Below are 25,633 nucleotides of genomic sequence, written 5' to 3'. Positions count from 1 at the left end.
CAGGAGTCGCCCCGTGCCCAAGCCGGATCTCCTCCCCACCATCACCGGGTCCGTCAAGGCCCGCCCTCACCACAACGCCCAGAACTGAGCGGCCGCCATGACCGGCGAGGCCGTCGTCACCATCACCGGAAACCTGGTCGCCGATCCCGAACTCCGGTTCACCGGCAAGGGAACGCCTGTCGCCCGCTTTAGGGTCGCGTCAACTCCCCGGATCTACGACCGCACCACGGGTCAGTGGACCGACGGCGAATCACTGTTCATCACCTGCACGGCGTGGCGCCAGGTCGCCGAGCACATCTGCGAGTCCCTGCAGCGCGGCATGCACGTCATCGTCCAGGGCCGCCTGCGCCAGCACAGCTACACCGACCGCGACGGTAAACAGCGCACCGTGCTGGACCTCGACGCCGATGAGGTAGGGCTCAGCCTGCGCCACCGCATCGCCTACACCGACAGCACGCTCCCTCCCGCGCTCGCCCAATCGCCCGTACCCACACCGGTCCCGCTGGCACCCCCGACCCGCCGGGAGGCATCGGGACACGAGCGGCGGCCATCCCGCCCGCTGCGGCATCCCGGCTGGGCCCGCCTCCGCTGACACCAGCCGAGATCCCCGTGCGCCGTCCCAGCCTCCGGCCCCTGCCGGTCCGCCGGATCCCCTCACCAGCCCACTCCCTCTGCCCCGAAATCGCCGCTCCCCGCCAGCACTCCACCGAACGTCCCGGGAAACATGAACGACATCTCCTCCCCAGACCGCCACCAGACCACCATCCCCGACCGAGTCAGTCACGAATTCGCGGACACCTGGTGCGGCATCCTCACCGCCGACATCGCCCACCTCTTGACCTGCGAGGAAGTCGACGTTCTCGCCAGCCTGTTGCGCGCACTGGGCGCCGAGCAGGCCGCCGACGAATGGATCGATGCCCACGCCCAGGCCGACGACGAACACCAGGACACCCACTATCGGGACCCGGACGCACCCCAGTCACTCTCACCCGACGCGTTCCGCTGGTGCCCCGGGCCTGAAGGGAGCTGAGCCGTGGCCTGCGATCGCCCCGTCGCGATGAGCCCCTGCGTCGGCTGCGGCCGGCTGTTCATGTACGACCCTGAGCGAGTCGTCTCGGTCCTGGTCGACCCCGAGACCGGCTGGATCCCCGAACCCGGGCGCCGGCACCACGCGGTCAAAGAACCGGCCTGCCACTTCTGCGTCAGGGCAGCGAACATCGAGCGCCGAAAACAGGGCCTGCCGCTGGGCTACGAAGGCGATACCTACGCCGACCTGGCCAGCCGCCTTTCCTGAGGCGAGAGACAGAACTGCTCAATCGCACCGCTCCCCCAGCACGCAGCCGGCCCCGGGCTTCCGCCCGTCCCACGAACCCTCGCACCACCCTGCTGGAGGGCATCTCATGACTACCCGCCACCGCACGTCCCAAGCCGTCGCCGCGCTCGTGGACAAGCGCATTCCCTTCCCCGCCACGGACGGCTCCACTCCCTGCCACGACGACCCGGCGCAGTTCGCCTTCGAAGACATCACCGACCCCCGCCAGCAGGCGAAGGCCATCGCCAGGGCCAAAGGCACCTGCTCCGGCTGCCCGGTCGTCCGTGGCTGCCTGAAGTGGGCGCTGGCCAACCCGTCGCTGACCGGCCGCGGCGTGTGGGCGGCCACCACTCCCGGCAAGCGCCACGAGTTGCGCAAACGGCTCATGGAACGCCTTGGTGACGACTGGGTTGGCGTGCTGGCCGCGCGGGACATGCGAGCCGGGCAGCGGCAGACGGCAGCACGCACGGCGCCACCCACGATCCGGCATCACGACTCTCACCCGCATCGAGGTGGAGGTCGCCACCGTCCGGCCGCACCACCGTGAAGCCGCGGCGTGAACCGCTCACGCGCGCAGGGCGCGAACGTAGCCGTCGTCTCCTCGAACTCGCCTGCGCGGGCACCGCGCCGTACCGGCAGCCGCCTCCCGCGCGCCACCACCGCACAACGCCCCGTCCCGCTCGCTCCCCCCTCGTGTCGGAGGACTCGCTGATGACCGGTCCCGCCTTCCCCTCGTATGTCGCGCCGGTCCACGCCCGGCACGGCTCCTATTCGCCCCGCTACGGATGGCTCCTCAAAACGCACACGGCGGTGCTGGGCACCCTCGCGTGTTCGCATCGCCCGGCGCGATCACCGAACTCGGCGTTGGCAAAAGCGCAGTTGCCTCCATGCGGTTCTGGTCATCGGCGTTCAAGCTCACCACCGAGATCCCCCACGCCCCCGGCACGCCCAACGACGTCATCCCCACCGCGACAGGCCACTGGCTGCTCGACGAAGACGGGGCCGATCCCTACCTGGAGCAGGACGGCAGCCTGTTCCTGCTGCACTGGTGGCTGCTGGCTCCCCCCTGCCTGGTGCCGGCCTGGTACTACGCCTTCTGTCTGTCTCCGTTCGGCCGGCTGAAACCGGACCTTCTGACGGCAGGGATGCTGCGCGCGGCGGCCGCGGCGAACTGGAAGCGGCAGCCCACTGCCGCCACACTCCACCGCGACATCGGCTGCATGATCCGGATGTACACCCACACCGCCCACGAGCAGCCGCGCATGACGCTGGAGGACCTGGCCGACCGCCCCTTCAGCGCCCTGGACATGATGAGCGCCGATCCCGACGGGGTCATCTCCCTGAGCCGTACGGCCGGCAACCGGACCCCGGCCGCCGTCGTGGCGTACGCCTGCCTCGAGTACGCCTCACGGTCCGCCCCCGGCCCGGGCAGCATCTCCTTGGACCGACTCCTGAGCGACGCAGCAGGGCCTGGTCGCGTACTGAGGCTCACCCCGCGCACCCTGCGGCGCGCCCTGCAGGCAGCCGCGGCACAGCACCCAGAGCTGAGCGTTGCGGACACCGGTGACGGCACCGAGGCGCTCACCTTCAACCGCCCCCCACTCGCGCTGGCCTGGGACGTCCTGGATGAGTCCTACGGGAGCGTCCGCCAGCGTCTCGGTGTCCGCCCAGAACAGGCCGCCCGCGAAACGCGGTCACCGAACGGCCCGCCAGCCGAATAGAAGGCATTCGACACGGCGGTCCCGAAGAACAGTCGCTGACAGCCTGTTCCGCCACACCCTGAGCGGCGCCCGCCTCGCGGGGGGGGCACCGCCACCTCTTTATCTCGGATCGAGTCTGCGGCTGTCGCTGTCAGAACTTAGCCCGGTCACCCTTTGCATCGCCGTTTTCCCGGAGACGTACATGCCCACCTTTCTCGAACAGCCCACCTACCCGAGAGGCCCGGACCGTCAAGGCTGGAACCGGCTGAACCTCAACGCCCACTTCGACCGCCTTCACCAGGGCGGTTGGCAGCCACGACGCTTCGCCACGCTCTTCGAGGCCCTGCCGAACCGGCAGCACTGGTGCGGTTTCGGGCGCTGCTTCGCCGGCCGTGCCGGTGCATGCGGGACGCGCCCCTCCAACTCCGACACCTCGCGTACGAGGACGGCGTCGAATGGCCCGCCAGGATGCCCCTGCTGCTGGCCCGTGTAAAGCCATGGCCGCTGACTCCCGGGTCGTTCTTCGCCGATCCGGCAGCTGGGCGCAGCTCGCTGGAACTGTCCTCCTGGCGAGGCGGGCCGTCGGTCCTCAAGGCCGGATGGACCGAGGTGCTCAACACCCGCAACCGCACGATCAGCTGGTGCTGGCAGGACGACCAGGGCGAGGTCTTCTGGCTCGTGCGCTACCACGACGCCGCGGACACCGCCGCCGTCCTCAGTGAAGAGCACAGCACCGGCATCCGGCATGAACTGCATGGCGGGCCCGGCGTTCAGCGCCTGGCCGTGCTCACTTGCCAGGGGTGCTGCGCTCACGAGGACTACCACCTGCGACACCTGGCCGCCGACCTCGCCGATCGCCCGAGACACGTCAGCAGGATCGCTCCGTAGGCGGAGCTGCCCGAGCGGCTGCCCGGCGTTCCCCTCGTCCGCATCGCGCACAGCGGCAAGAGCAGCATGATCCGGCGCGAGCGCTCTCGCGACTACGGCTCATCCACCATCCAGGTCAGCTGGGACCTGCCGTTCGACGAGCCCACCGCCACCGCGCTGGTGGCCCACACCGTCCGGCTGGTCTCCATATAAGCCCTCGGCCCGTCATGCGGCGCCCGCCGACGGCTGTCATCCCCCGGCCCCACCGGGTGCCTCCCACCATCGCCTCGCAGCCACTGCTGGCCGCGCGCCGCGAACGCCGACCAGGAGCGCGCGAGCCGCGGGCCGTCCTCGGTCCCTGGGACCGCAGGCCTCGCCCGGCACAAACACCTGACGCACTCACCGGCCGCCGGTCGGCGCCCCAAGCCGCCTGGCAACCCCCCTTATCGCCTGTGCGACCGACGAAGGTATCCATGAACGCCCTACTCACCGCCCCGTCCCGGCCACTGCCGAGGCCGCCGGCGGACACCTTGTATCCCGAGACGTGCACCTGCACGCCCGCCGCCCGCTACGCCTGCGGCCACTGCTACCACGACGAGGGGTGCACGAACACATAGAAGCCGCCCGCCAACGCCAGTCCCGCACCGCGCAGGCCGACGCCCGCGGCCGGGCCAAGGCCCCGGCGGGGTGGAAGGTCGAACAGGAGATCGTGCGCGAAGAGAACCGGTGCCTGCGCGCCGAGGTCGAGCGGCTCAAGACGGCGGTCCGCCGGAACCTGGGCCAGCAAGTCGACCAGCTCGGCGCCGCGGACCTCGGTGCCCGCGTCGACGAACTCACGGCAAGGAACCGGCAGCTGCAAGATCACCTAACTCAGGCCCAGGCCCGGGTGGAGGAGCTGACCAGCAAGCTCGCCGAGGCCGAGGACGATCTGGCCAGCGTACGGACCAGCCTCCGACGCATGATCCGGTCCGAGAATCAAGCCCCCGCCCCCTGACCAGCGACTCCGGAAGGACCACCAGAAGGACAGGGGTGCGTCACGGCGTGCCCCTGCCGCCTGCCGTGCGGTGGTGTCACGGCGAACCGACTGTGCTGAGCTGGTCGGCACCGCCGACACGACATTGGCGCCACGCTGCTGCGGTTGCGGGTCTTGATCGCTGCCGCGCCGCCTCGCTCTGACTCCCGCGTCACTGTGACGGCTCGGCGGCTCAGGGGCCCGCTACTCCTTATAGAGGTTGCGGCGGAGTTCGGCGTAGATGGACTCGACGTCTTCATTGAGCTGGCGTTGCCCGAGAGGTGCCGTGGCGTCAAGATACTGAGATGTGAGCGCCGGATTATCTCGTCTCAATCTCCCATACAACTCCGCCGCCTCGCGGAAACATTCTCGCGCTTCACCGGGACGCTTCAGGCGGGGCTACGGAGTGCCCATATCGACAGTCCAGTAGTGCCCACCTGGCCCGCCCTGGAGGTGTGCTGCTCCGGCCTGCGTGAGCCCGCAATCCAGGATGCGGTTACGGTGTCCCCACTGGGAGGGCGCGTCGTTCTGCATCCAGAACCGTACCGCGTCGGCGGCCGTGGGGAATCCTGTGGCGACGATCTCAGCTCGCGATGAATGGTATCCGCCCATGTCGATCGCCTCACCGGCGTCCCAGACCAGCGATCCGTCCGGACCCCTATGCATATTGGGATCAGCGTTTACCCAATCGATGGGTTGGGAGGCAAGGAAGCTGTTGTGTGCTTGCGCCGTGCCGTTCAACCACTTTGAGGATTGGAACACATTTGGACAGGCGCTCATTTTCGCCAAGGTGGCGTCTCCGTTGGGTGGGTATTTATTCGGATGCGTCCGGGCGTCGTTGATCAGCTGGAAGAGTTCTGTCGCTTCCACGCTCATATCCTCGGGCCCGGCCAGCGCGCCTGCCTCTGTCTGCCAAGGCCCCGGACCCCACACAGCAGCCGGGATGACCGGTCCCGTCGCGGTGCCGCGCGTGATGCCGTCCGGCCACACAGTGCCCGTGTACACCGCCTTTCCTAGGTTGTCATCCCAGGTTATGGTGAAGTCGATTGTGTGGTCGCTGATGCTGCCGCTGACAGCTCCATACACGCCGTTTACCCCCGTGAATGGCACGGAGACGCACCTCGGCCCGATCGAGGACCCGTTTGCATTGAGGTGGACTTTTTGGTTCGGCGCCGTAAGCGCCGTAATGTGCAGGTATTCCCCGATAACGATGTAAGATTCGACCATGGCGCGACTCCTGTACCCGATCTGCGTGTTGTGACGTTTAAGAGTCGCGACGATATGAGCCACCCGGCGGCGCGGAGCCGGTCCTAGAGCGATCGCGGAGCGCCATGGCGGCGACCAGGCCGCCAATTTGAGCCCAAGTGCCGTCAAACCGCCACACTGCGCCCACATTTCTAGAGATGACGCACATGCGGGCCACTCACGCTACTCACCTCGCAGCTGCACCTATACATCGCGACTGCAGTGCGTAGGCCGAAAGGAAAGTCGCCTCACTTTCATGCCGACCCGCTTAATGCCCTACGCAACAAGGGTAAGCCGAAAGGGCTAGATGCGCGACTGATGGGTGTTGATGCCGGTTATCGCCACCTAACCAAGTGAACAGTACAGCGGGTAGGGCGTTCCTCGCCCAATTTCCCGAACTGCCGCTATTCGAAGGGCTGGCGAGGCCATCAGTGGACACAGGAACGGCAGGCTCGGGCAGCCGATCCACTCTGGCCGCAGCAGCAGGACAGCATCCATCAGGGGATGCCGCCCTGTTGCTCTTCCGTCTCAGTTGGCCGGTACGAGCACGCCGGCCGCCCCGTCGTCGGCGTCGTCCGGCCGGTCCGTCTCGGGCTTCCAGATCAGGCCGTCCCTCGGCCATCCCCGCTCCCCACGCTCACATCGACTCCCGTCATGATGCACGCGCATCAGGACTCGGCCTGTACGGGGGCATTGCGTTAGCCTCGGGCTTTCACTTGAGGGCTGTCCAGATCGCTGGCGGAAACGCGAAAGTGCCTTCTGAGCTGGGACGATGAACCTTGTCGAGGGGTTCTATCGGTCCAGGTGGAAGGCACTTTCTACGTGCACGGTATCGGTTCGCGTCCCAAGCTCCATGTCTCCGCTGACGGTGCGGGAGTGGTTGGACACGCCAGGGCACGGCTGCTGGCTGATCTTGCCGATGCGACCGGTCTGGCCAGCTTGTACGCCACTGCGCTGAGACCGCTTCGACCACGCGGCACTGGTCATGCCCCGGGCCGGATCGCCACCGACCTCGCGGTGATGCTGGCTGATGGCGGCGAGGCCATCACGGATCTGGCCGTACTGCGCGACCAGCGCGAGGTGTTCGGCCCGGTCGCCTCGACACCGACCGCCTGGCGGCTGCTGGCCGCCGTCGACGAACGCGTACTGGACCGTCTGCGTTCAGCCCGCGCTCAGGCCCGGGAGGTGGCCTGGCTGCAGGCATCCGAGGCCCGCTGCGGCATACCGGCGGCGAGAGCCGGTGGACGGGAAGTATCCGGCCTGGTCCTGGACATCGACGCCACGCTGATCACCTGCCATTCCGAGAAGGACCAGGCCGCACCCACCTACAAAGGCGGTTTCGGGTTCCATCCCCTGCTGTGTTTCCTGGCCAACACCGGCGAGGGCATGTCCGGGCGCCTTCGGCCCGGGAACGCTGGAGCCAATACCGCCGCGGATCACATCGCGGTGCTGGACGACGCTCTCGCACAGATCCCCGACGCCCAACGGCACGGCACCGACATCCTCGTCCGCACCGACAGCGCCGGATCCGCAAAGTCCTTCCTCACCCACGTCCGAGACATGCGAACACGCGGAATCCGCACCTCCTTCTCGGTCGGACACGCGGTCACAGATCTGGTCCGCCACGCGATCCGGGCCCTGCCCGAGCAGGTCTGGCACCCGGCCCTGGACCAGGACGGCACCTTCCGCGAGTCCGCCGAGGTCGCCGAACTGACCGGCATGGCCGACCTTGCCGGCTACCCGGACGGCACCCGCATCATCGTCCGCCGCGAGCGACCACACCCCGGAGCCCAGCTCTCGCTGTTCGACCAGGACGAGGGCATGCGGCACCAGGTGTTCCTCACCGACACCCCCGTCACCGCCGGCTCGGCCCTCCGTTGCGGCAAGACCACCGGCTTCGGCCGCTTCCCCTCCCGCCGCTTCCTGGTCAACGCCGCCTGGCTCGAACTCAGCCTCGCGGCGATCGACCTCCTCGCCTGGACCCGCGTCCTCCTGCTGGACGGCGAACTCGCGGCTGCCGAACCCAAGAAACTCCGCTACCGGCTCCTGCACGTCGCCGCCCGCATCACCCGGGGCGGCCGTCGCCTCCGCCTTCGGATATCGGCGACCTCGCCCTGGCGACATGAACTCGCGGCCGCGTTCCACCGCCTGGCCGCACTACCCCGCCCCGCCAGCTGACTCGCCGTCCCCGCCCGCCCTCGACTCAAGGACCTTGGAGAACCCGACCCCGCGTCGGGCTCTCACCATGTCCACCGGACGAGACGACCCCAGGCAACCTCGCTCAGCCGCCCAGCGCCCCAGCTGAAACGCCGAGGCTAGGGCGCACAGGCCCGGCGGGGAGCGGTTCACCAGCAACGACAGAGCCAGACGTGCCTTACGTGCCTGAGGTACAAGCGTGCGAAGGACCAGGAAGAAGGCTTGACAGCTACAGATAAGGCCCGCGGTGAAGGTGCAGTTCGGCATGTACGACGTCTCGGGAGCTGAGCGACAGCTGTGCGGTGTTGCCGTGTTCGGCGTGCCGGTGAGCGCCGGCGTCCTCACCAACCCGCTGCCCGGGCTGAGGCCTTCTGCGAATCGGGTCCGAGCATCGACTGACTCGTACCATTCGCGGGCCGGCGGTCCAGTGAGGCGAATCATCCTTGCACTCTTTGATGTACTCGCGCCCGGCCCCAACACCGGTTATTTCGTTGGGTGATTGAGCTGCTACATTCCGTTTGTGCTCATTGCGGACAGGGCCAACCGCCGACATCCTCCGAGTCACGGTCACTGACACGTTGGCCTACTGGACGGTTCTTGCCGGGCCCACCTTGACGGTCGTCGAAGACGTGGACGGCTTCCTCTGCCACCTGCGCTTCGGCCGGGCCCGCGCGGAATCGACTACGAAGACGTACGCAGGTCACCTCAAGCGTTTCCACGCCTGGTGCGGCGAGCACGACCTGTCGCGGGAGCACGCGGCTGTCGAGCTCCCGCGCTATCTGATGAAGCTGAGGACCACGCCCCGGCTGACGAGCGGCCGCGGCCAGGGGCAGCTCCCGCAGGACTCCACGCTCGCCCCCGCTCTCGCGGCAATCCACGGCTTCTACCTGCACCTGGCCGACCTCCGCCGGATCAGCGTGAAGGCGGTCGACGCCCTGTTCATCACCGCTCCGCACCCGGCCACGGGAAAACTCGTCCTTGAACCACGCATCCGCGTCGATCCGCGACCGAGCCACGCTTCCGGCCGGGCACCGGCCGCCAGCCACGAGGAGTTTGCCGCACTCCTGCATGCCACGAAGACCGCCCGCGACCGCTGCATGGTCGCCCTGCTTGGTGCGTGCGCGCTGCGCGTCGGCCAGGTCGTCGGCCTGCTTCGCGAGGACATTCACCTCGTCCCGGCCGGCAGTGCCGTTCCGGGCTGTCCCTACAGCCTGGGCCCCCACCTGCACCTGGAGAAGCGTGACGGTCACCCACGCGGGGCGGCGAACAAGAACCGCGGCACCGTCATCGTTCCCGTGCCCGGACCCGCGGTGATGCTCTACGCCGACTGGATGCGCGAACGCCTCACCATTCCCGGGGCGGGCGACGCCGGTTGGGCTTTCGTGTCGTTCCCGGGTCCCACGGGAGAGCCGGGCGGGCAGGTCCTCGGAACGCGGCGAGTTCAGGACCTTGTGTCGGATCTCGCCCGGGACGCCGGCATCCGGCACATCCATCCGCACATGCTGCGGCACACCTTCGGCGAGACCGCAGCCGACCTCGACGTCGCGTGCGATGTCCTCCAGCGCCTGCTCGGCCACCGCGACGTGACCAGCCAGAACGTGTACCGCACCCCTTCCGACGCCCGGGTCGCCCACGCCGCCCAGGCCGTCAACGACAAGATCTTCGGACCAGCATGACGACTTCTGCACCTCAACCCGCTCCAGCCCCCGCAGCCGGGCCGGAACCGGCCTGGGACTACCTGACCCGGTACGGCCTCGACCGCTCCCCGCTCCAGCTGCGCTTCCCCCTGGGCGCCGACTGGCACTCGCTGCGCCGCTGCCGGCACACCGATTGCGAGCGGCCAGCCACGAGCTGGCCATGGCTGTGTCACCGCTGCGCATCCGACTGGCAGGAGGCCGGCGCTCCGGACGACATCGACAGCTGGTGCGCGAGCGCACCCGTGCCGCTCGCCCGCCGCACCTACGCCGAGCATCGGTGCCGGGTGGGCTGCGACCGTGCCGCGGAGGTCCATGGCCTGTGCAAGAGCTGCGCCTCCGAGCGCCGGGTACTCCGGCTGACCGTCGAGGAGTACCTCGCCCGGGGTCGCGAGCCTCGTCCGGGCTTCGGGAAGTGCCTGGTTCGCGTGTGCCCACGCATGGCCGTGGTGCGGCGGAGCCGGCTGTGCCTGCCTCACCAGCGGCAGTGGTCCAACGCGGGATGCCCCGACCGCGAGGCTTGGGCGCTGACGGCAAGCGCGGTCTACACGTCCATCGACGTGGTGCCGCTCGCCGATCTTGCGCCGACGGTCGTGGCGCAGGTGCTGCGCGGGTACGAGGCCCAGCTGCGCCAGGGCGGACGGATCAGCCCCGGACAGGTCAAGTCGGCGGTGCGCTGGCTGTGCGACCACGCGGTCGACGACCTGGCCACCGTGGAACTGCCGCCCAAGGGCGCGAAGACGACGTATCTGCGGCTCTGGCAGCGGACCCTGCCGCTCCTTGACGCCGACCCCGCGACGGAGCACACCCGAACCCTGGTCAGACTGCACATCCTCAACCCCCGCTACAAGGGCGGGAGCGTCGATCTGCGGGACGTCCACGCCCCCTGGGTCACGCACCTCGCCCAGCAGTACCTGCACCGCCTCGCCGCCGCCGGTGCCTCCTCGGCACGGTTGATGCTCGTCGGCTTCGCGGCCCGGTGGTTCGCGATGTTTCTTCGTACTCTGCCCGGCGAGGGCCGAAGGCCGGGCGACGTAGGCCGAGACGGCATGCTCGCTTTCCTGCGCTGGATGACGCACCGAGCCCGCGACACCAGCGAGTACCAGCTCCTCAACGATGACGACCCGGTACGGCAGATCGTCGCCGAGCGCCTCCTGCCGTCCCGGCAAGGCGCCCGACCGCTGCTGGTCACCCCGGTGCGCCACTACGAGCTGGTGAAGATGCTGCGTGAAGCCCTCGAACATGGCCGGACATGGCTCGCGGACAATCACGCTGCGGACGTCCATCTGCTGGAGATGGACGTGCCGCCGTACCCGGAGCGGGACGACACGGCCAGCGAGCTGGAGGGCCGCTCCCAGGACGCTCTGCCCGAACAGGTCTTCTTCCAGCTCATGGACGAACGCAATCTCGCCCTGCTCCCGACCGGAAACCGCCGCAACTGTGTCGAGCTGGCGATGCGCGTTGGCCGACGGCCGTGGGAGCTCCGCCACCTGGAGTTCGACTGCCTGGAGTGGCACGACATCGAGGTGGAAGACCCGGACGGAACGGTGCGCCGCCGGTCCTACCCCTTCCTCGCGTACTGGATGCAGAAGGTCCGCCGACGGCACAAACTCCCGCTCCATCCCAGCGACGCCGAGGTCATCACCCGTCAACAGGACCACCTGCCAAGCGAATCCCCGCACTGGTTCCACGAAGACGGCCGGCCCCGCTCCACCCGCATGGTGCTCTTCCCCACCCCTCGCCGATCCCGCACCAACGCGCTCGGCGAGCGGCCGTACGACAGCAGCACGATCGGCTACTGGCTTCAGACCTGGCTCGACCAGTTCGCCTTAACCGACGAACACGGGAAGCCCTTCGATCCGGCACGGGTCTTCCCCTACGCCTTCCGACACACCTACGCGCAGCTCCGCGCCGACGCCAGCGTCCCGCTCGACATCCTGCAAGTCCTCATGGCTCACCAGGACCCCTCCACCACACAGGTCTACTACCGGACCTCGCACCCCCGGCGGGTGGAAGCGGTGCGCGCCATCGCCGCCAAGTTCCAGTTCGACCTCACCGGCGGCCGCATCCGCTCCCGCACCCCCGACGCCGACCTTGCCGACCGGATCCGCGCGGGCGTCGGCTCGGTGCCCGTCCCCGCAGGACGCTGCCACGAGATGAACAACGTCCGCGCCGACGGGCACGGCTGCCCGGTGTACAACCGCTGCTTCTCCTGCACCTTCTACACCACCGACTTCACCCACCTGCCCGAACTGCGCCAACTACGCGCCGGGAAGGCGGAGCAACTCGCCGCGCTGGAAGGCGCCTACGGCACCGTACTCACCGCAGGCCCTTTGAGCGCGGCGAACCTGGAGCTGCTCCGCCAGGAGATCCAGCAGATTGACAAACTCGTCGGCAAATGCGAAGCCGACATCGACTCCCTCACCCACGAGGAACGGACCACGGTGGAGTCCTGGCTCCACACCAGAGATCGGTTCCTCACCGTCATCCCCGTAGCGGCGGTTCTGGCCGGACAACAGCGTCTGGACAAGCCAACCGTCGACCCGATCGTCACTGAATCGACGACCGGATGACGCGCCCGGCCGCCCCGCGCACGCAGCCAGGCCAGGCAACGATCCCCGCCGGTCGGACCGAGGTCCTCGATGCCGGCAGGGCGGCCGCCGTTCAACGGCGCCGTGCCGACAGCGAACAGTGCCGACAGCGGGTCCTTGACGTCCTGGCCGCGATGCGCAAGAGCCGCCAGACCCTCTCCGACGCGGAGATCACCCGGCGCGCCGCCGTCAACCCGCAGTACCTTCAACGCCACCGCGACCTCAAAGCCGAAGCCGAGAACGTCCGCGCCCACGTTGCCCAAGACGGGCCGCGGGCGGCAGCGGCAGCGACCGCACGCAAAGAGGCGGCCCTCGAAGTCGAGAACCGCATGCTCCTGGAGCAGAACGCCGCCCTGCAACAGACCCTTCACGAAGTCCAGAACGAGCTGCGCACGCTACGCGCCCACGAACTGGGCGCCCGCCTCCGCGACGGCCTGAACGCCCGCTCGCTGCGCGACACGGAGATGGAGGAACTGCGCGAGCAACGAGACGCCGCACTCGCAGCCGGCCGCCAAGCAGAGACTGCCATGCAGGCACTCCGCAACGTCAACCAGCGGCTGATGATCGAGAACAGCCGGCTGATCGCCGCAGATGCTCCAGAAGCACCCCGAACAGTTGCACCCGCCCCCGAGCCGCCCGGCGCTTGATAAGCCCACCACCGAGCGATCTCAGTCAGGTACGCGGCTTCAGCTTGATCAGACGCACTGGATCCCCTTCGAGAAGGAAGCTGTCGATCAGGTCATCGGTGACCTCGTCATGCTCGCCCTGGGGGAGCTCGAGGGTGATGTGGAAGTCCTTCAGAGCGGCCCGGATTCGGGTCGGCAGATCTGTGTAGTCGGGCGTCTCAGCGGGGTCGGCGGCAACGTTCAAGAGAGCCTCCCGTGGCGCGTCGATACCGGTGACGCGCACGTCGACCAGTTCGAGCTTCGCCTCCGCCAACGCCTTGCGTGCCGTGTCGTGCAGCGCGACGGCGGCCAGGTACTGCGTCACCTGGTCGCGGCTGAAGGCCGGGGAGACGGTCCGGGCGATCGTCTTGGCCGGTGTGCCAGCACGGAACTCTCGCGTGATCGCATCGACCAGGGCACGCTTCTCACCGAGAAAGTTGTTGAGTTCGGTCTTGATGTCCATGCGGCACACTTTACGGTGTGGACTGAATTCAGGCTAGACGTGATTCAGGCCCCATCGAGACTCGGAGGAGACTGTCCAGTCCATCAACGCATCGACTCACTGATCGCACATACTGTGCGCTGCGACAATGACTGCTCTCGGTGCATAGAAGGAGTTCCCTGTCAAGTTCAGCGTGTTGAGCTCGGTTGCTGGGTGAGTCGCTCGCTGCGGCAGCCGCGTCGGCTGGGGTTTGGCACGGCGCGCCCGGGTGCCGTCGGAGGCGGCGCGGGCGAGGTCGAACAGGTGCTGGATCTCGGCTTCGTCCATGCGCAGGGTGTGGCGAGTGAGCGCAGGACGCTCTCGGAGACGCCGCGCAGGTTCCCGCGTTTCATCCGGGTGTAGCAAGCGGTGCTCACGCCGGCGAGCTGGGCGACCTCCTCGCGGCGCAGCCCGGGGACGCGGCGCTCACCGCCGAAGACCGTCACACCGGCTTCCTTGGGGGCTGAGGCGTCCTGGAAGCGTGTTGGTTGGTCGGCTGCCTCAGACGCCGCTGTTGCTGGTCGGCTTCCAGGGGGTTTCGATGTCCGGAGCCGGGCGGATGGTGTTCCTCTGCACTGTGGTGGCGACTCGTCCGGAAGGTCCGTCGGCTTGCGCGGTCCCGTTTCCGTGATCCACATCCCGCCTGGGGGCGGGGAGGTAACCATCGGCGAACCCCTCTGACCTGCGACTCCACCCAACCGGAAGGGGCTGGCGCTGGGGGTTACTGCTGTGAGGGGTAATGACAGGGTCTCTCAGTCCGTGTGCGGCGAACCTACCCTGGCCTCATGGACAACCGCGCCGAAATCAGTGCGTTTCTGAAGTCTCGCCGTGGCAAGATCACGCCCGAGCAGGCCGGTCTGCCCGTGTACGGCCAACGCCGGGTGACCGGGCTGCGTAGGAACGAGGTCGCGACGCTCGCAGGCGTCAGCGTCGAGTACTACACGCGGCTGGAGCGCGGCAATCTCAGCGGTGTCTCCGACGGCGTCCTGGACGCGCTCGCCCAGGCCCTGCGGCTTGATGACACGGAGCGCACGCACCTGTACGACCTGGCCCGAGCGGCGAACACGACGCCCGCCCGGGTGCGGCGCCGGACTGCCCGGCCGGCGGTGCGGCCCAGCGTGCAGCGCATCGTGGACGGGATGCCGGGCATGCCGGCGTTCGTGAAGAACCACCGGTTCGACATTCTGGTCGCCAACCCGCTCGGTCGCGCGCTGTTCTCGGAGATGTACGCCGACCCGGTCTGCGGGGCGAACACCGTGCGGTTCGTGTTCCTCAGCCCCGCGGCCAGGCGGTTCTACGTCGACTGGGAACGCATCGCCAAGGGTGCTGTGGGCGCGCTGCGGATCGAGGCGGGCAAGAACCCGTACGACCGGGAGCTGTCGAACCTGATCGGTGAGTTGTCGACCCGCAGTGACGCCTTCCGTGTGATGTGGGGCGCCCACGACGTGCATGTCTTCCATGAGGGGACGAAACGCCTTCGGCATCCGGTCGTCGGCGAGCTGGAGCTCGACTTCGAATCGATGAACCTGCCGGACGGCTCGGGTCTGGTCGTGGCGTTGTACAACGCGGCCCCCGGCTCCGCGGCCGAGGACGCTCTGAAACTGCTGGCGAGCTGGTCCGCCACGACCGAGGCCGCGGATGTCCAGGCCGCCGAGGCGGACTCCGGGAGCTGAACCGACCTCCACGGCCCCGCCATCTCCGGCTGCCGCCGGCAGCATGGGCGGGGCCTTGGCCTGCGCATATACCGCTGGGGGTCCCTGCCATTACCCCTCACAGCGGAGACTCCCTCATCGTGTCGGTTCCCGGTTGCATGGTCAGTGCCCCGCTTCAGGGGCCGGCCGATATCGGACCCCGTATCGGTCCGTCCCCGCTCATGCAAGGACCACCATGACTGGCAAGAGCACGATGATCACGCTGAACAACGGCGTGCAGATGCCCGCGCTCGGCCTCGGCGTCTTCCAGAGCCCGCCGGAGGAGACCGCCACCGCGGTCACGACCGCGCTCCAGGACGGCTACCGGCTGATCGACACCGCCGCCGTCTACGGCAACGAGAAGGAGGTCGGCGAGGGCATCGTCGCCTCCGGCGTCGACCGCGGCGAGGTCTTCGTGACCACCAAGCTGTGGCTCTCCGACTTCGGCCACGACGCGACCCTGCGTGCCTTCGACACCAGCCTCGGCAAGCTGGGCCTGGAATACCTTGACCTGTATCTGCTGCACTTCCCGTACACGTCCGAGTTCGACTCCACGGTCGCCGCGTACAAGGCGGCGGAGAAGCTGCTGGCCGACGGGCGGGTGCGGGCGATCGGCGTCTCCAACTTCGGCCCCGGGCGTCTCGACGACCTCATCGAGCGCACCGACGTCGTGCCGGCGGTCAACCAGGTCGAGTTGCACCCGTACTTCATCCAGCGCGAACTGCGCGAGGCGCATGCCGGCCTCGGCATCGTCACCCAGGCGTGGTCTCCCCTCGGCGCGGTGAACCTGTACTGGCCCGACGCCCCGCACGCGGGCAGGAGCCCGTTGCAGGACCCGGCCATCACTCGGATCGCCGCGAAGTACGGCAAGACCCCCGCGCAGATCGTGCTGCGCTGGCACATCGAGCACGGCCTGTCCGCGATCCCGAAGTCTGTCACGCCGCACCGCATCGCGGAGAACATCGGCGTCTTCGACTTCGCGCTCACCGCCGACGAGACGGCCGCCGTCGACGCCCTCGACACCGGCCTGCGCGGCGGCCCCGACCCGGACAGCATCAAGGCCGACTCCTTCGGCTGAACCGGCGCCGGCACCCGGCCGCTCCCGCGCCCCGGCCCCCCTGTTTCACCCCCCACATTCAGCAAAGGCTCTACCTCCGCATGTCCTCTCACCGAGAAAAGCCCGCCAAGCTGCCGTTCGTCGTCCCGCTACTCGCCCTCGGCACCTTCCTGATGATCACCAGCGAGTACATCATCGCGGCCCTCCTGCCCGAGGTGTCCTCCGACCTCGGCGTCGGCGTCTCCACGGCCGGCCTGCTGATCACTGCGTTCGCGGTCGGCATGATCGTGGGCGCACCCACGATCTCGATCGCCACGCTGCGCCTGCCCAGGCGCTCCACCCTGGTCCTGGCGCTTGCCGTCTTCGCCGTCGGCCACGTGATCGCGGCACTCAGCTCCTCCTTCACCGTCGTGCTCGCGGCCCGTGTGATCACCGCGCTGGCCACCGGCACCTTCATCTCCGTCGCCTCGGTCGTGGCCACCTCCGCCGCGGGTGCGGCCGCCGCCTCCCGCGCCATGGGCGTGATGATGAGCGGCATGAGCCTGGCCATCGTGGCCGGTGTTCCGCTGGGCTCCTGGGTCGGTCAGGCGATCGGCTGGCGTGGCACGTTCTGGGCGCTGGCCGCCCTCGCGGTCGTGGCCGCCCTGGTCATCGGCCGGTTCATCCCCGCCGAGGAACGCGCCGAGGTGACACCCTCCGTCCGCTCCCAGCTCGCCGTACTGCGCCATGGCCGTATGTGGCTGGTCCTAGCGGCCACCGCGCTCGTCACGGGTGGCTTCATGGCCGCGTACAGCTACATCTCTCCGCTGCTCACCGAGCGGACCGGGATCTCCGAAGGAGCCGTACCGCTGGTCCTGGTCGGCTTCGGCGTCGGCGCCCTGCTGGGCACGAACATCACCGGGCGCCTCGGCGACCGCAGGCCGCTGGCCACGTTCATCACCGCCTCCGTCGCCTCGGTGCTGGTGCTGCTCCTGCTGATCCCGCTGTCCACGAGCCCCGTGGCGACCGTCGTCCTGGTGGTGCTCCTGGGCGTGACGGGCCTGGGCATCACGTCGATCGCCACCCCGCTGTCCGTGCGCTTCGGACACTCCTCGCCCGCCCTTGCCGCTGCCTTGACGGTTTCGGCCTTCAACGTGGGAATTGCCCTCGTCTCCTGGCTGGCCGGCACGACCTTGGACACCTCGCTGGGCGTGACCGGACCGGAGGTGGTCGGCGCGGTCATGGCCGGCCTGGGCCTGATTCCCCTGCTCGTCCTCGCCGCGATACGCGCCACCCGGACCGCCATGCCGCGGGTGTCCCTGCCTGCGGCGGACGAGGAGACCTCGCACGAGGCTCAGGCCCACCGCGTCGCGGCCTGAGTACGGGACGCCACCGGGTGTTCCATCGCAGCCCCCATCGCGGCTGATTACGTTTCGTAACAGATCAAACACTTGCAAAGGATGAAACGCCATGGCTGAAGGACAGAGTGCCGCGCAGAAGCTGCTCGGCGACTTCGCCCCCGAACTGGTCCGGCTCACCGACGACGTCCTCTTCGGCGAAGTGTGGGCGGGTGAGGGCCTGTCCCAGCGGGACCGCAGCCTGATCACCGTCGCCACCCTGGTCGCCCTCTACCGCGCCGACCAGCTCGCCTTCCACCTGCCCCGGGCCCTGGAGAACGGGGTGACCAAGGAGGAACTGGTCGAGGCCATCACCCACATCGCGTTCTACGCCGGCTGGCCCAACGCGATGTCCGCGATCACCCAGCTGAAGAACATCGTCGAGAACGCCGACGCGGGCTGACCCCGCGCCCACGCGTCTGCAACTCCGTCTGGAGTAACACCCCTATGAGCAAGGTCTTCTTCATTACCGGTGCCGGCCGCGGGCTGGGCGTGGACATCGCCCGCCAGGCCCTGGCCGCCGGCCACCGGGTGGTCGCCACCGGCCGCCGCCCCGAAGACGTCGTCAAGGCCCTCGGCGAGTCGGACAACCTGCTGGCCACCACCCTGGACCTCACCGACCCCGACACCGCCGAGGCCGCCGTCCGCGCGGCTGCGGAGCGGTTCGGCCGGATCGACGTCCTGGTCAACAACGCCGCCAACTTCTTCGCCGGCTACTTCGAGGTCGTCTCTCCGCAGCAGATGCGGCAGCAGATCGAGACCAACGTCTTCGGCCCGATGAACGTCACCCGCGCCGTGCTGCCCGTCCTGCGCGAGCAGCGCGCCGGGCACATCATGACGATTTCCTCGCTGGCCGGGCTGGTCGGCCAGGAGTTCTGTGCCGCCTACACCACCTCCAAGTTCGCCGTGGAGGGCTGGATGGAGGCGCTGCGCCTGGATGTGGCCCCCTTCGGGATCCGCACCACGACCGTGGAGCCCGGCTTCTTCCGCACCGAGCTGCTGGTGGACGTCTCCACCACCTGGCCGGAGCGGATCGTCGACGACTACGCCGAGAGCACCGCGGCGCAGATCGAGGGCTGGAAGTCCATGAACGGCCGCCAGGCCGGCGACCCGGCCAAGCTGGCCGTCGCCCTGGTGAAGGTCGCCGAACAGGACGAGCCGCCGGCGCGGTTCGTGGCCGGCGCCGACGCCATCACCGCCGTAGAGGCAAGGGCCAAAGAGCTGCTGGCGCAGGTCGGGGCATCACGCGAGCTGGGCTGGTACCTGGCCCACGACGACGCGGCCTGACCGGGCGCCCGGCACACCTCACCCACCATCAGGACCCACACCGGCCAGGGCGTCCTCGCCCGCGGCCACTCGAAAGGAGAACCACCATGAAGAAGCGTGAACTGGGAAACAGCGGCCTCGAAGTGTCCTCGATCGGACTCGGCTGCATGGGAATGACCTTCGGCTACGGCCCGGCCGCGGACACGGGTCAGGCCATCAAGCTGATCCGGGCCGCCGCTGAGCGCGGTGTGACGCTCTTCGACACCGCCGAGGGGTACGGGGAAGCGAACGAACGGCTGGTGGGCGAGGCCCTTGCGCCGGTGCGCGACCAGGTCGTCATCGCAACCAAGTTCGGGTTCAAGGACGGCAACCCCACGGCGGGACTGGACAGCCGCCCGGAACGGATCCGGATCGTCGCCGAGCAGTCCCTCAAGCGCCTGCAGACCGACCGCATCGACCTCTTCTACCAGCACCGGGTGGACCCCGACGTGCCGATCGAGGAGGTCGCGGGCACGGTCCGGGAACTCATTCAGGAGGGCAAGGTCAAGCACTTCGGCCTTTCCGAGGCCGGTGTGGACGTCATCCGCAGGGCCCACGCGGTACAGCCGGTCACGGCCCTGCAGAGCGAGTACTCGCTGTGGTGGCGTGAGCCCGAGGAGGTCATCCTGCCGACGCTGGAGGAACTGGGCATCGGCTTCGTGCCGTTCAGCCCGCTCGGCAAGGGCTTCCTGACCGGCGCCATCAGCCAGGACACGAAGTTCGAGGCCAACGACGTACGGAACGTCCTGCCGCGCTTCGAGGAAGAGGCCCGCCAGGCCAACCTCGCGCTGATCGCGCTGCTGGGCGAGATCGCGGACGCCAAGCAGGCGACCCGGGCCCAGACCGCCATCGCGTGGCTGCTGGCACAGAAGCCGTGGATCGCACCGATCCCGGGCACGACGAAGCTGCACCGCCTCGAAGAGAACATCGGCGCCGACAGCGTGGAACTGACCTCCGAGGACCTCAAGCGCATCGAAGAGGCCGTCGCCCAGGTGCAGATCAAGGGCGAGCGGTACACCGCAGCGCAGCAGAAGACCATCAACCGGTAAGCCACCGGCTCCCATTGGCCCTTTCCTGACGAAGCGCTGGAGCGTCGTTCGAGGCGCTTCGTCGGGAAGGCCCCACCCATCAGGAGAAGTTCACATGGAAACGCAGGCACTCAAGGGGCGGATCGCCCTGGTCACCGGCGGCACGACCGGACTCGGCTTCGGCGCTGCCAAGCGTCTGATCGAAGAGGGCGCCACGGTCTACATCACGGGCCGGCGCAAGGACGTGCTCGACGCCGCCGCGGAGAAGCTCGGCGCGTCCGCCACCGGGATCCAGGCCGACGTCACCAGCAAGGCCGACATGCTTCGTGTCGCCGAAACGATCAAGGCGGCGCGCGGCCACCTCGACATACTCTTCGCCAACGCGGGTGGTGGACACGCCATGCCCCTCGCCGAGCTGACCGAGGAGCAGATCGACAGCGAGCTCGGCATCAACATCAAGGGCGTCATCCTCACGGTGCAGAGCGTGCTGGGCGTCCTGCGCGACGGCGCGTCCATCGTCCTCAACGCGTCGATCACCGCCGACATGGGGCTGCCCGGGTTCGCCGTCTACGCGTCGTCGAAGGCTGCCGTACGCTCCCTCGCCCGCAGCTGGACGACGGACCTCAAGGACCGGGGGATCCGGGTCAACTCGATCAGCCCCGGAGTGGTGCCCACCGAGGGCTACAGCCACGAACAGAAGCTGAGCGATGAGGACATCGCCGCCTACGTCGAGCGCGTCGCCAAGGAGATCCCGGCAGGACGCGTGGGCACGGCCGAGGACATCGGCGACGCCCTCGTCTTCCTCGCCTCGGACAGCAGCCGCTACATCACGGGCGTCGACCTCGTCGTGGACGGCGGCATGACCCGCGTCTACGCCGGCCAGAACTGACGAAGGAATCCACATGACCGACATGACCACCGCCAAGTCGGCAGAGCGCCACATCATCTGCGAGGTACGCGGCAAGGCAGCCCACCGCGCCAGGGTCGAGGAACTCCTGCTGGAACTCGTGGGCCCCGCGCGAGCCGAGACCGGATGCGTCTACTACGACCTCTACCAGCAGTCGGACGAGCCCGACACCTTCTACATCGTCGACGGCTGGGCTTCGGCCGAGGCGGTCGCGGAACACGCCGAGCACCCGAACGTGACGAAGGTCGTCGAGCAACTGCTCCCGCTGCTCGACGTACCCCTCAAGGTCGCCACCAGCAATCGGGTCAGCGACCCGGACTAGCGACTGGTCGGGGTCCGAACCCGTCAGGAAAAACTCATGGCTCGCATCTTCATCACCGGTTCCACCGACGGCCTCGGCCTGATGGCCGCCCAACTGCTGTCCCGGCAGGGCCACACAGTGGCGCTCCACGCACGCGACAACGCCCGGGCCCACGACGCACACACCGCACTCCCGGACAACGCGGGCGTCGCCGTCGGGGACCTCGCCGGCATCGCCCAGACCCGCGAAGTCGCCGCCCAGGTCAACGACCTGGGCACCTTCGACGCGGTCATCCACAACGCCGGCGTCGGCTACTACGGGCGAGAACGGGTAGAGACCGAGGACGGCCTCTCGGACGTCTTCGCGGTCAACGTGCTGGCCCCGTACCTCCTCACGGCGCTCATCACCCCGCCCCAACGGCTCGTCTACCTCAGCCCCCGATGCTCGACCTCTTACGGCTCTCGCCCTGCGGGTGCTCCAGCGGGGCCCTGGCGGAGCGCCAGATCAGGAAGCGGTCCGTACCGGGGCTCAGCATGTGTACGGCCGCGCGGGCGAACACGGTGCCCTCCAGCGCCTGCGTGATGAGCCGCCCGGAGGAGGCGGCCCCGTCGTCGGTGAGGTTGCGGGTCTCGAAGTACCGTCCGGCGCCCCGCTTGTGCTTCTCCAGCTCGACCCGGTAGATCCGCGGGCCGTCGCTGCCGGCGTCCGGGGCCGCTTGCGGCACCTTCAACCGGTTGATCACCGACAGGTTCCAGCCATGCTCGGCCATCAGCAGCACCCCCAGCGCGACCGTCTCCATCCGGGTCAAGAACAGCCGCTGCCACGTGTGCTCGGGCCGCTCCCCGCCCAGCACCCGCGCATAGCGGGCGAGCACCCGGCCACGCTGGTGACGCACCCTGGTGTCGTGGGGTGCCTCACCGGTTCGGGCCAAATAGTCCAGCGCCTCGCCCAGCAGCCATGCATCGCTGCCGCGAGCGAACGTTCCCGACCGCCATTGGGCGAGGTGGCGGGCGTTGTCCGTGATCCGCAGATGCGCGGCACGGAACATTCGCCGCGCCGTGGTGACGAGTGCGTCGAACTCGGCCTCCTGGAAGGACGCTTCCTTGGCCGTGGGCTGCAGGACGCGGCGGGCGAGCGCTTCCCGTGCTGCCGGGGACAGCCGCGGGTCGTCCAGCAGCAGCCCCCGCACGGTGGTGATCTGGCGGTAGCCGAACCGGGTGTTCTGGCGGCTGAGCCTCCACTGCTGCCACACCCCCGCGGTCAGCTGGTCGAGGTCGGCAACCGGTGCGTCCAGCGTGGACAGGTACGCGGCAAACGCCTGCAAGGGCAGCCAGAAGTACCTGCTGCTGTGGTGCGAGGTCCACCGGCTCGGCACGCACCGCGCGGCGAACAGGCGGGCCAGCGACCTGCGCAAGGCATCCTCGACCGGCAGAGTACCGAAGTCGTAGACCGCGACGGCTCCCGATCGGTCGCGGTGCTCGACGACGAGGCCGTCGTCCATCAGAACCGGTGGCCTTCGCACCGGCGTTGTCGGCAAAGGCGCCGTACGCCCGCGCCGGTTCATCCTGTCGTCCGCGGGGTGACCTGCAGCTTGGCGTCGATGTCCTGGATGCCCTCGGCCTCCCGCGCCAGACGCGCGAACACCTCATCCATCCCATCTGCCGGCCGTTCCCCTTCGCCGATCGGGGGCGTGGTGGTCAGCAGCGACCGCAGCTGAAGGTCGGCGACCGGGCCCAGATACCTCTCGCGGGTCGTCTCAAGGAACGCATGACCCAACAGGTCCTGCACCATCCGCCACGGATCCCCGTAAAGCAGCCGGTAGTCCCGCCGCTCCTCCGGGCTCAGACCGAACCGCCGGTCCATCAAGTGGTGCAGGATCACCAGCATGTAGAGGGCGAAGCTGTGCCGGCAGGAATGCGGCGTCGCATACGGCGCCGGGCTGCGATGCGGGTCCAGCCGACGCTCCGGCTCCGGATCCAGCACCGCCCGGCACCGCCGGTTCGCCGCCGTGAAGACGTTGTTCCACGAATGCGGCTGGAACGGCAGACCCATCTCATTCAGCCACAGCCACAACGGCTCCAGCCCCTCGGGGCCTTCGGTGTACCACGTCATCCGTTCGTCCGCGGTCGCCTCCGTCAGCGCAACGCGGCCCGTGACGCCCTGGCGGTCGCACCAGTACACCGTCGGCTTCGGTCCCCGGCTCACCCGGGTGACCAGCCGCATGCCCGGCACGCCGTCGTACCGGCCCCGCGCCTGGGCCTTGCGGATTGCCTCGGCGCGCGAGGAGTCGATGTAGTTCTCGATATCGCCCACCACATGAGCCTCGACGTAGTAGGTACGCGCCTTCTTGGAACGCGTGACCGCCGCCGCAAGGCGTCCCGTGTAGTAACGGCCGCCCTCCAGACGCAGTGACGGCACCTCGAACGTCAATAGGGAGGCGCCCTCCAGCCTCCGCACCCCCGACGAGGTCAGCAACCGCACGAAGGCGACGTTGCGGTCCTCCAGGCGGCCCACCCAGCCCGGCGAGGGAAGACCGTCAGTGCCGTAACCGCGCAGCCCGATGTCCACCCAGAGCCGGAACGTCCGGGGTGTCAGCCAGTGAACGTTGCTGCCCCGGGCGTCCTTCGCCTTCCCGTCCGGCACCTCGACGATCTGCCCATGCCGCCCCACCACGCGATGCATCGGCAGCGGGTTGCGCGGCATGAACTCGTTCCCCGGCTTCGCCGCCCACGTGTACAGGTTCATCAGCGCGGCCAGTTCGCGATTCCACTTGTTCCCACCCACCCACACCGGGTTCTCGGGCGACGTCTGCCGCCAGAATTGGAAGTCGTCAACATCCGTCTCGACCGCCTGCGTCCAGACCTTTCCGCGCTGCCACAGAAAGTTGAGGAACAGACAGAGGTCCGTGATGTAGTTCCGCTTCGTCTCTTTTGTGTATCCCCGGAAGGGGCTACTGCGCGTGTACAGGCTGAGGAGCTCGTCGATGCGGTAGTCCGGCGCCAGCAAAATCGGGTCGCCGGGCCGGATGCCTGTTGACGCTTCGCGCTCCGCCAGATCAGTCCACCCTGCCAGAACAGGTGCCTGCGGTGGGGCGATAGGCGCCAGCTTGGGAACCCAGAAGACACGCCACTTGCTCATCCCGCCACCCTGTCAGATCGGCTTCAACACGCCGATTCAATAGGGATGGTCCGCCCTTCACGCAGTCAGTCGAGTGCTCGCGGTTCGTGCTTTTGCCGGAGTGCCCCGGCAATTCCGAGTCGTGGTTTCTCGCGCGCACCTTCGAGGCCCTGCTCGCGGACGGGGTACGCGGCGTCGTCTCGTTCGCCGACCCGGTACCGCGCCGTACCGCGGGCGGCCGCCTGGTAATGCCAGGTCACGTAGGCACGATCTACCTGGCTTATGCGGGGGCGGACATGTTCAGCAAGGGGTGAAGGAGTTGTCCGCTACACGGAAATGACTGATGCGGTGCGGTGCACGAAGGAGTGACGAGGGGCAGCGCCTGTTGCGGATCATCCGCAGAGGCACCGGTTCGGTGGTCACCTGGCGGCGGGCCCAGATGGTGCTGTTATCCGCGCAGGGCATGCTTGTGGCGATGATCGCCGAGGTGACGTTCACCAGCGCGGACCGGGTCCGGGACGTGATCCACAACTTCAACGCCGACGGGTTCGACTCGCTCTACCCGAAGTACAAGGGCGGACGGCCGAGGACGTTCAGCCTTCCGGAACGCCGGGAGATCAAGAAGATCGCCAAGTCCAGGCCGGCCGAGCATGGCTTGCCGTTTTCGACCTGGAGCCTGGTCAAACTGGCGGACTTCCTGGTCGCCGAGGGGGTGGTCGACGACATCAGCCACGAGGGCCTTCGGGTCCTGCTCCGCGAGGAGGGCGTCTCATTTCAGCGTGTGAAGACCTGGAAGACTTCACGCGACCCGGACTACGCGGCCAAGAAGGCTCGTGTGGAGCACCTGTATGCGATCGCCGATGGCGAGGTCTTGTCCGAGGAGGAAGAGCCCGAAGTCGTCTTCTGTCTGGACGAGTTCGGCCCGCTCAATCTCCAGCCCCACCCGGGCCGGCAATGGGCCGAACGTGGCGGTCGGCACAAGGATCCCGACCGGGAACCGAGGCCCCGCCGGGAGGGGGGGTGGGGGGGGGGGGGGGGGGGGGGGGGGGGGGGGGGGGGGGGGGGGGGGGGGGGGGGGGGGGGGGGGA

At 68.6% G+C, this 25,633-nt stretch carries 26 protein-coding genes and 1 pseudogene; 22 read left to right on the top strand and 5 right to left on the bottom strand.

Annotation, left to right across the window (positions count from 1 at the left end; translation table 11 throughout):
• Window positions 1-97: 97 nt before the first annotated feature.
• From ssb to ACZ5K7_RS46640, 8 genes are all read left to right on the top strand, one after another.
• Window positions 98-592, top strand: a complete 495-nt coding sequence (gene ssb / locus ACZ5K7_RS46675; protein WP_468924454.1) for a single-stranded DNA-binding protein — start codon at window positions 98-100, stop codon at window positions 590-592.
• 132 nt (window positions 593-724) lie between these two features.
• Window positions 725-1,030, top strand: coding sequence for a hypothetical protein (locus tag ACZ5K7_RS46670; protein ID WP_468924451.1), 306 nt, complete (start codon window positions 725-727; stop codon window positions 1,028-1,030).
• Between the two features lie 3 nt (window positions 1,031-1,033).
• Complete coding sequence (locus tag ACZ5K7_RS46665; protein WP_468924448.1) at window positions 1,034-1,294, top strand: hypothetical protein; 261 nt, start codon at window positions 1,034-1,036, stop codon at window positions 1,292-1,294.
• A gap of 106 nt (window positions 1,295-1,400) precedes the next feature.
• Window positions 1,401-1,859 carry a WhiB family transcriptional regulator gene (locus tag ACZ5K7_RS46660; protein WP_468924445.1) on the top strand — a complete coding sequence of 153 codons (459 nt, stop codon included), beginning with the start codon at window positions 1,401-1,403 and terminating at the stop codon, window positions 1,857-1,859.
• 238 nt (window positions 1,860-2,097) lie between these two features.
• The gene (locus tag ACZ5K7_RS46655; RefSeq protein WP_468924442.1) at window positions 2,098-3,033 is read left to right on the top strand and encodes a DUF4007 family protein; all 936 of its coding nucleotides are present in this window, start codon (window positions 2,098-2,100) and stop codon (window positions 3,031-3,033) included.
• Between the two features lie 381 nt (window positions 3,034-3,414).
• Window positions 3,415-3,900, top strand: coding sequence for a hypothetical protein (locus ACZ5K7_RS46650; protein WP_468924439.1), 486 nt, complete (start codon window positions 3,415-3,417; stop codon window positions 3,898-3,900).
• Between the two features lie 66 nt (window positions 3,901-3,966).
• The gene (locus ACZ5K7_RS46645; protein ID WP_468924436.1) at window positions 3,967-4,092 is read left to right on the top strand and encodes a hypothetical protein; all 126 of its coding nucleotides are present in this window, start codon (window positions 3,967-3,969) and stop codon (window positions 4,090-4,092) included.
• Window positions 4,093-4,480: 388 nt separating this feature from the next.
• A complete protein-coding gene (locus ACZ5K7_RS46640; protein ID WP_468924433.1) occupies window positions 4,481-4,873 on the top strand; it encodes a DUF6262 family protein in 393 nt (130 codons plus the stop codon).
• Between the two features lie 417 nt (window positions 4,874-5,290).
• Here the strand turns inward: ACZ5K7_RS46640 and ACZ5K7_RS46635 are convergent, their stop codons facing one another.
• Complete coding sequence (locus tag ACZ5K7_RS46635) at window positions 5,291-6,118, bottom strand: CAP domain-containing protein (RefSeq protein WP_468924430.1); 828 nt, start codon at window positions 6,116-6,118, stop codon at window positions 5,291-5,293.
• 840 nt (window positions 6,119-6,958) lie between these two features.
• On the opposite strand from ACZ5K7_RS46635, the gene ACZ5K7_RS46630 reads away from it, so the two are divergent.
• The 4 genes from ACZ5K7_RS46630 to ACZ5K7_RS46615 all read left to right on the top strand — a co-directional run bounded on the left by ACZ5K7_RS46630 (window position 6,959) and on the right by ACZ5K7_RS46615 (window position 13,264).
• Window positions 6,959-8,314, top strand: a complete 1,356-nt coding sequence (locus ACZ5K7_RS46630) for an IS1380 family transposase (RefSeq protein ID WP_468924523.1) — start codon at window positions 6,959-6,961, stop codon at window positions 8,312-8,314.
• Window positions 8,315-8,943: 629 nt separating this feature from the next.
• A complete protein-coding gene (locus ACZ5K7_RS46625) occupies window positions 8,944-10,008 on the top strand; it encodes a tyrosine-type recombinase/integrase (RefSeq protein ID WP_468924427.1) in 1,065 nt (354 codons plus the stop codon).
• Window positions 10,005-12,599: a hypothetical protein gene (locus ACZ5K7_RS46620; RefSeq protein ID WP_468924424.1), complete on the top strand. Its 2,595-nt coding sequence runs from the start codon at window positions 10,005-10,007 to the stop codon at window positions 12,597-12,599. The genes ACZ5K7_RS46625 and ACZ5K7_RS46620 overlap by 4 nt, the downstream gene beginning before the upstream one ends.
• Window positions 12,596-13,264: a hypothetical protein gene (locus tag ACZ5K7_RS46615; protein WP_468924421.1), complete on the top strand. Its 669-nt coding sequence runs from the start codon at window positions 12,596-12,598 to the stop codon at window positions 13,262-13,264. Before ACZ5K7_RS46620 ends, ACZ5K7_RS46615 begins: the two co-directional genes overlap by 4 nt.
• Window positions 13,265-13,289: 25 nt before the next feature.
• Here ACZ5K7_RS46615 and ACZ5K7_RS46610 read toward each other — a convergent pair whose 3' ends face one another.
• Window positions 13,290-13,745 (bottom strand): hypothetical protein, encoded by a 456-nt coding sequence (locus ACZ5K7_RS46610; protein ID WP_468924418.1) that lies wholly within the window; start codon window positions 13,743-13,745, stop codon window positions 13,290-13,292.
• Window positions 13,746-13,841: 96 nt separating this feature from the next.
• The gene (locus ACZ5K7_RS46605; RefSeq protein ID WP_468924415.1) at window positions 13,842-14,051 is read right to left on the bottom strand and encodes a hypothetical protein; all 210 of its coding nucleotides are present in this window, start codon (window positions 14,049-14,051) and stop codon (window positions 13,842-13,844) included.
• Between the two features lie 497 nt (window positions 14,052-14,548).
• On the opposite strand from ACZ5K7_RS46605, the gene ACZ5K7_RS46600 reads away from it, so the two are divergent.
• From ACZ5K7_RS46600 to ACZ5K7_RS46560, 9 genes and pseudogenes are all read left to right on the top strand, one after another.
• Window positions 14,549-15,436 (top strand): helix-turn-helix transcriptional regulator, encoded by an 888-nt coding sequence (locus ACZ5K7_RS46600; protein ID WP_468924412.1) that lies wholly within the window; start codon window positions 14,549-14,551, stop codon window positions 15,434-15,436.
• A 214-nt stretch (window positions 15,437-15,650) separates the two neighbouring features.
• Window positions 15,651-16,532, top strand: a complete 882-nt coding sequence (locus ACZ5K7_RS46595) for an aldo/keto reductase (protein ID WP_468924409.1) — start codon at window positions 15,651-15,653, stop codon at window positions 16,530-16,532.
• Between the two features lie 80 nt (window positions 16,533-16,612).
• Window positions 16,613-17,869, top strand: a complete 1,257-nt coding sequence (locus ACZ5K7_RS46590; protein WP_468924406.1) for an MFS transporter — start codon at window positions 16,613-16,615, stop codon at window positions 17,867-17,869.
• A 91-nt stretch (window positions 17,870-17,960) separates the two neighbouring features.
• A complete protein-coding gene (locus tag ACZ5K7_RS46585; protein ID WP_468924404.1) occupies window positions 17,961-18,290 on the top strand; it encodes a carboxymuconolactone decarboxylase family protein in 330 nt (109 codons plus the stop codon).
• A gap of 44 nt (window positions 18,291-18,334) precedes the next feature.
• The gene (locus ACZ5K7_RS46580; protein ID WP_468924401.1) at window positions 18,335-19,174 is read left to right on the top strand and encodes an SDR family NAD(P)-dependent oxidoreductase; all 840 of its coding nucleotides are present in this window, start codon (window positions 18,335-18,337) and stop codon (window positions 19,172-19,174) included.
• A gap of 86 nt (window positions 19,175-19,260) precedes the next feature.
• Window positions 19,261-20,241 (top strand): aldo/keto reductase, encoded by a 981-nt coding sequence (locus ACZ5K7_RS46575; protein WP_468924398.1) that lies wholly within the window; start codon window positions 19,261-19,263, stop codon window positions 20,239-20,241.
• A gap of 94 nt (window positions 20,242-20,335) precedes the next feature.
• Complete coding sequence (locus ACZ5K7_RS46570; protein ID WP_468924395.1) at window positions 20,336-21,109, top strand: SDR family oxidoreductase; 774 nt, start codon at window positions 20,336-20,338, stop codon at window positions 21,107-21,109.
• 13 nt (window positions 21,110-21,122) lie between these two features.
• Window positions 21,123-21,449, top strand: a complete 327-nt coding sequence (locus ACZ5K7_RS46565; RefSeq protein WP_468924392.1) for a putative quinol monooxygenase — start codon at window positions 21,123-21,125, stop codon at window positions 21,447-21,449.
• Between the two features lie 36 nt (window positions 21,450-21,485).
• Window positions 21,486-21,836 (top strand): annotated as a pseudogene (locus tag ACZ5K7_RS46560) (SDR family NAD(P)-dependent oxidoreductase); the annotation flags it as partial.
• A gap of 22 nt (window positions 21,837-21,858) precedes the next feature.
• Here the strand turns inward: ACZ5K7_RS46560 and ACZ5K7_RS46555 are convergent.
• Together ACZ5K7_RS46555 and ACZ5K7_RS46550 are read right to left on the bottom strand one after the other, a co-directional pair.
• Entirely contained in the window at window positions 21,859-22,929 is a 1,071-nt protein-coding gene (locus tag ACZ5K7_RS46555) for a hypothetical protein (protein ID WP_468924389.1), read from the bottom strand.
• 59 nt (window positions 22,930-22,988) lie between these two features.
• The gene (locus ACZ5K7_RS46550) at window positions 22,989-24,566 is read right to left on the bottom strand and encodes a site-specific integrase (protein ID WP_468924386.1); all 1,578 of its coding nucleotides are present in this window, start codon (window positions 24,564-24,566) and stop codon (window positions 22,989-22,991) included.
• A gap of 322 nt (window positions 24,567-24,888) precedes the next feature.
• On the opposite strand from ACZ5K7_RS46550, the gene ACZ5K7_RS46545 reads away from it, so the two are divergent.
• On the top strand, window positions 24,889-25,633 hold a 745-nt coding region (locus tag ACZ5K7_RS46545; RefSeq protein ID WP_468924383.1), incomplete at its 3' end, for a helix-turn-helix domain-containing protein.

This window comes from Streptomyces sp. NPDC031497 (assembly GCF_055580905.1).
This window is presented reverse-complemented; position numbering and strand designations above follow the sequence as displayed.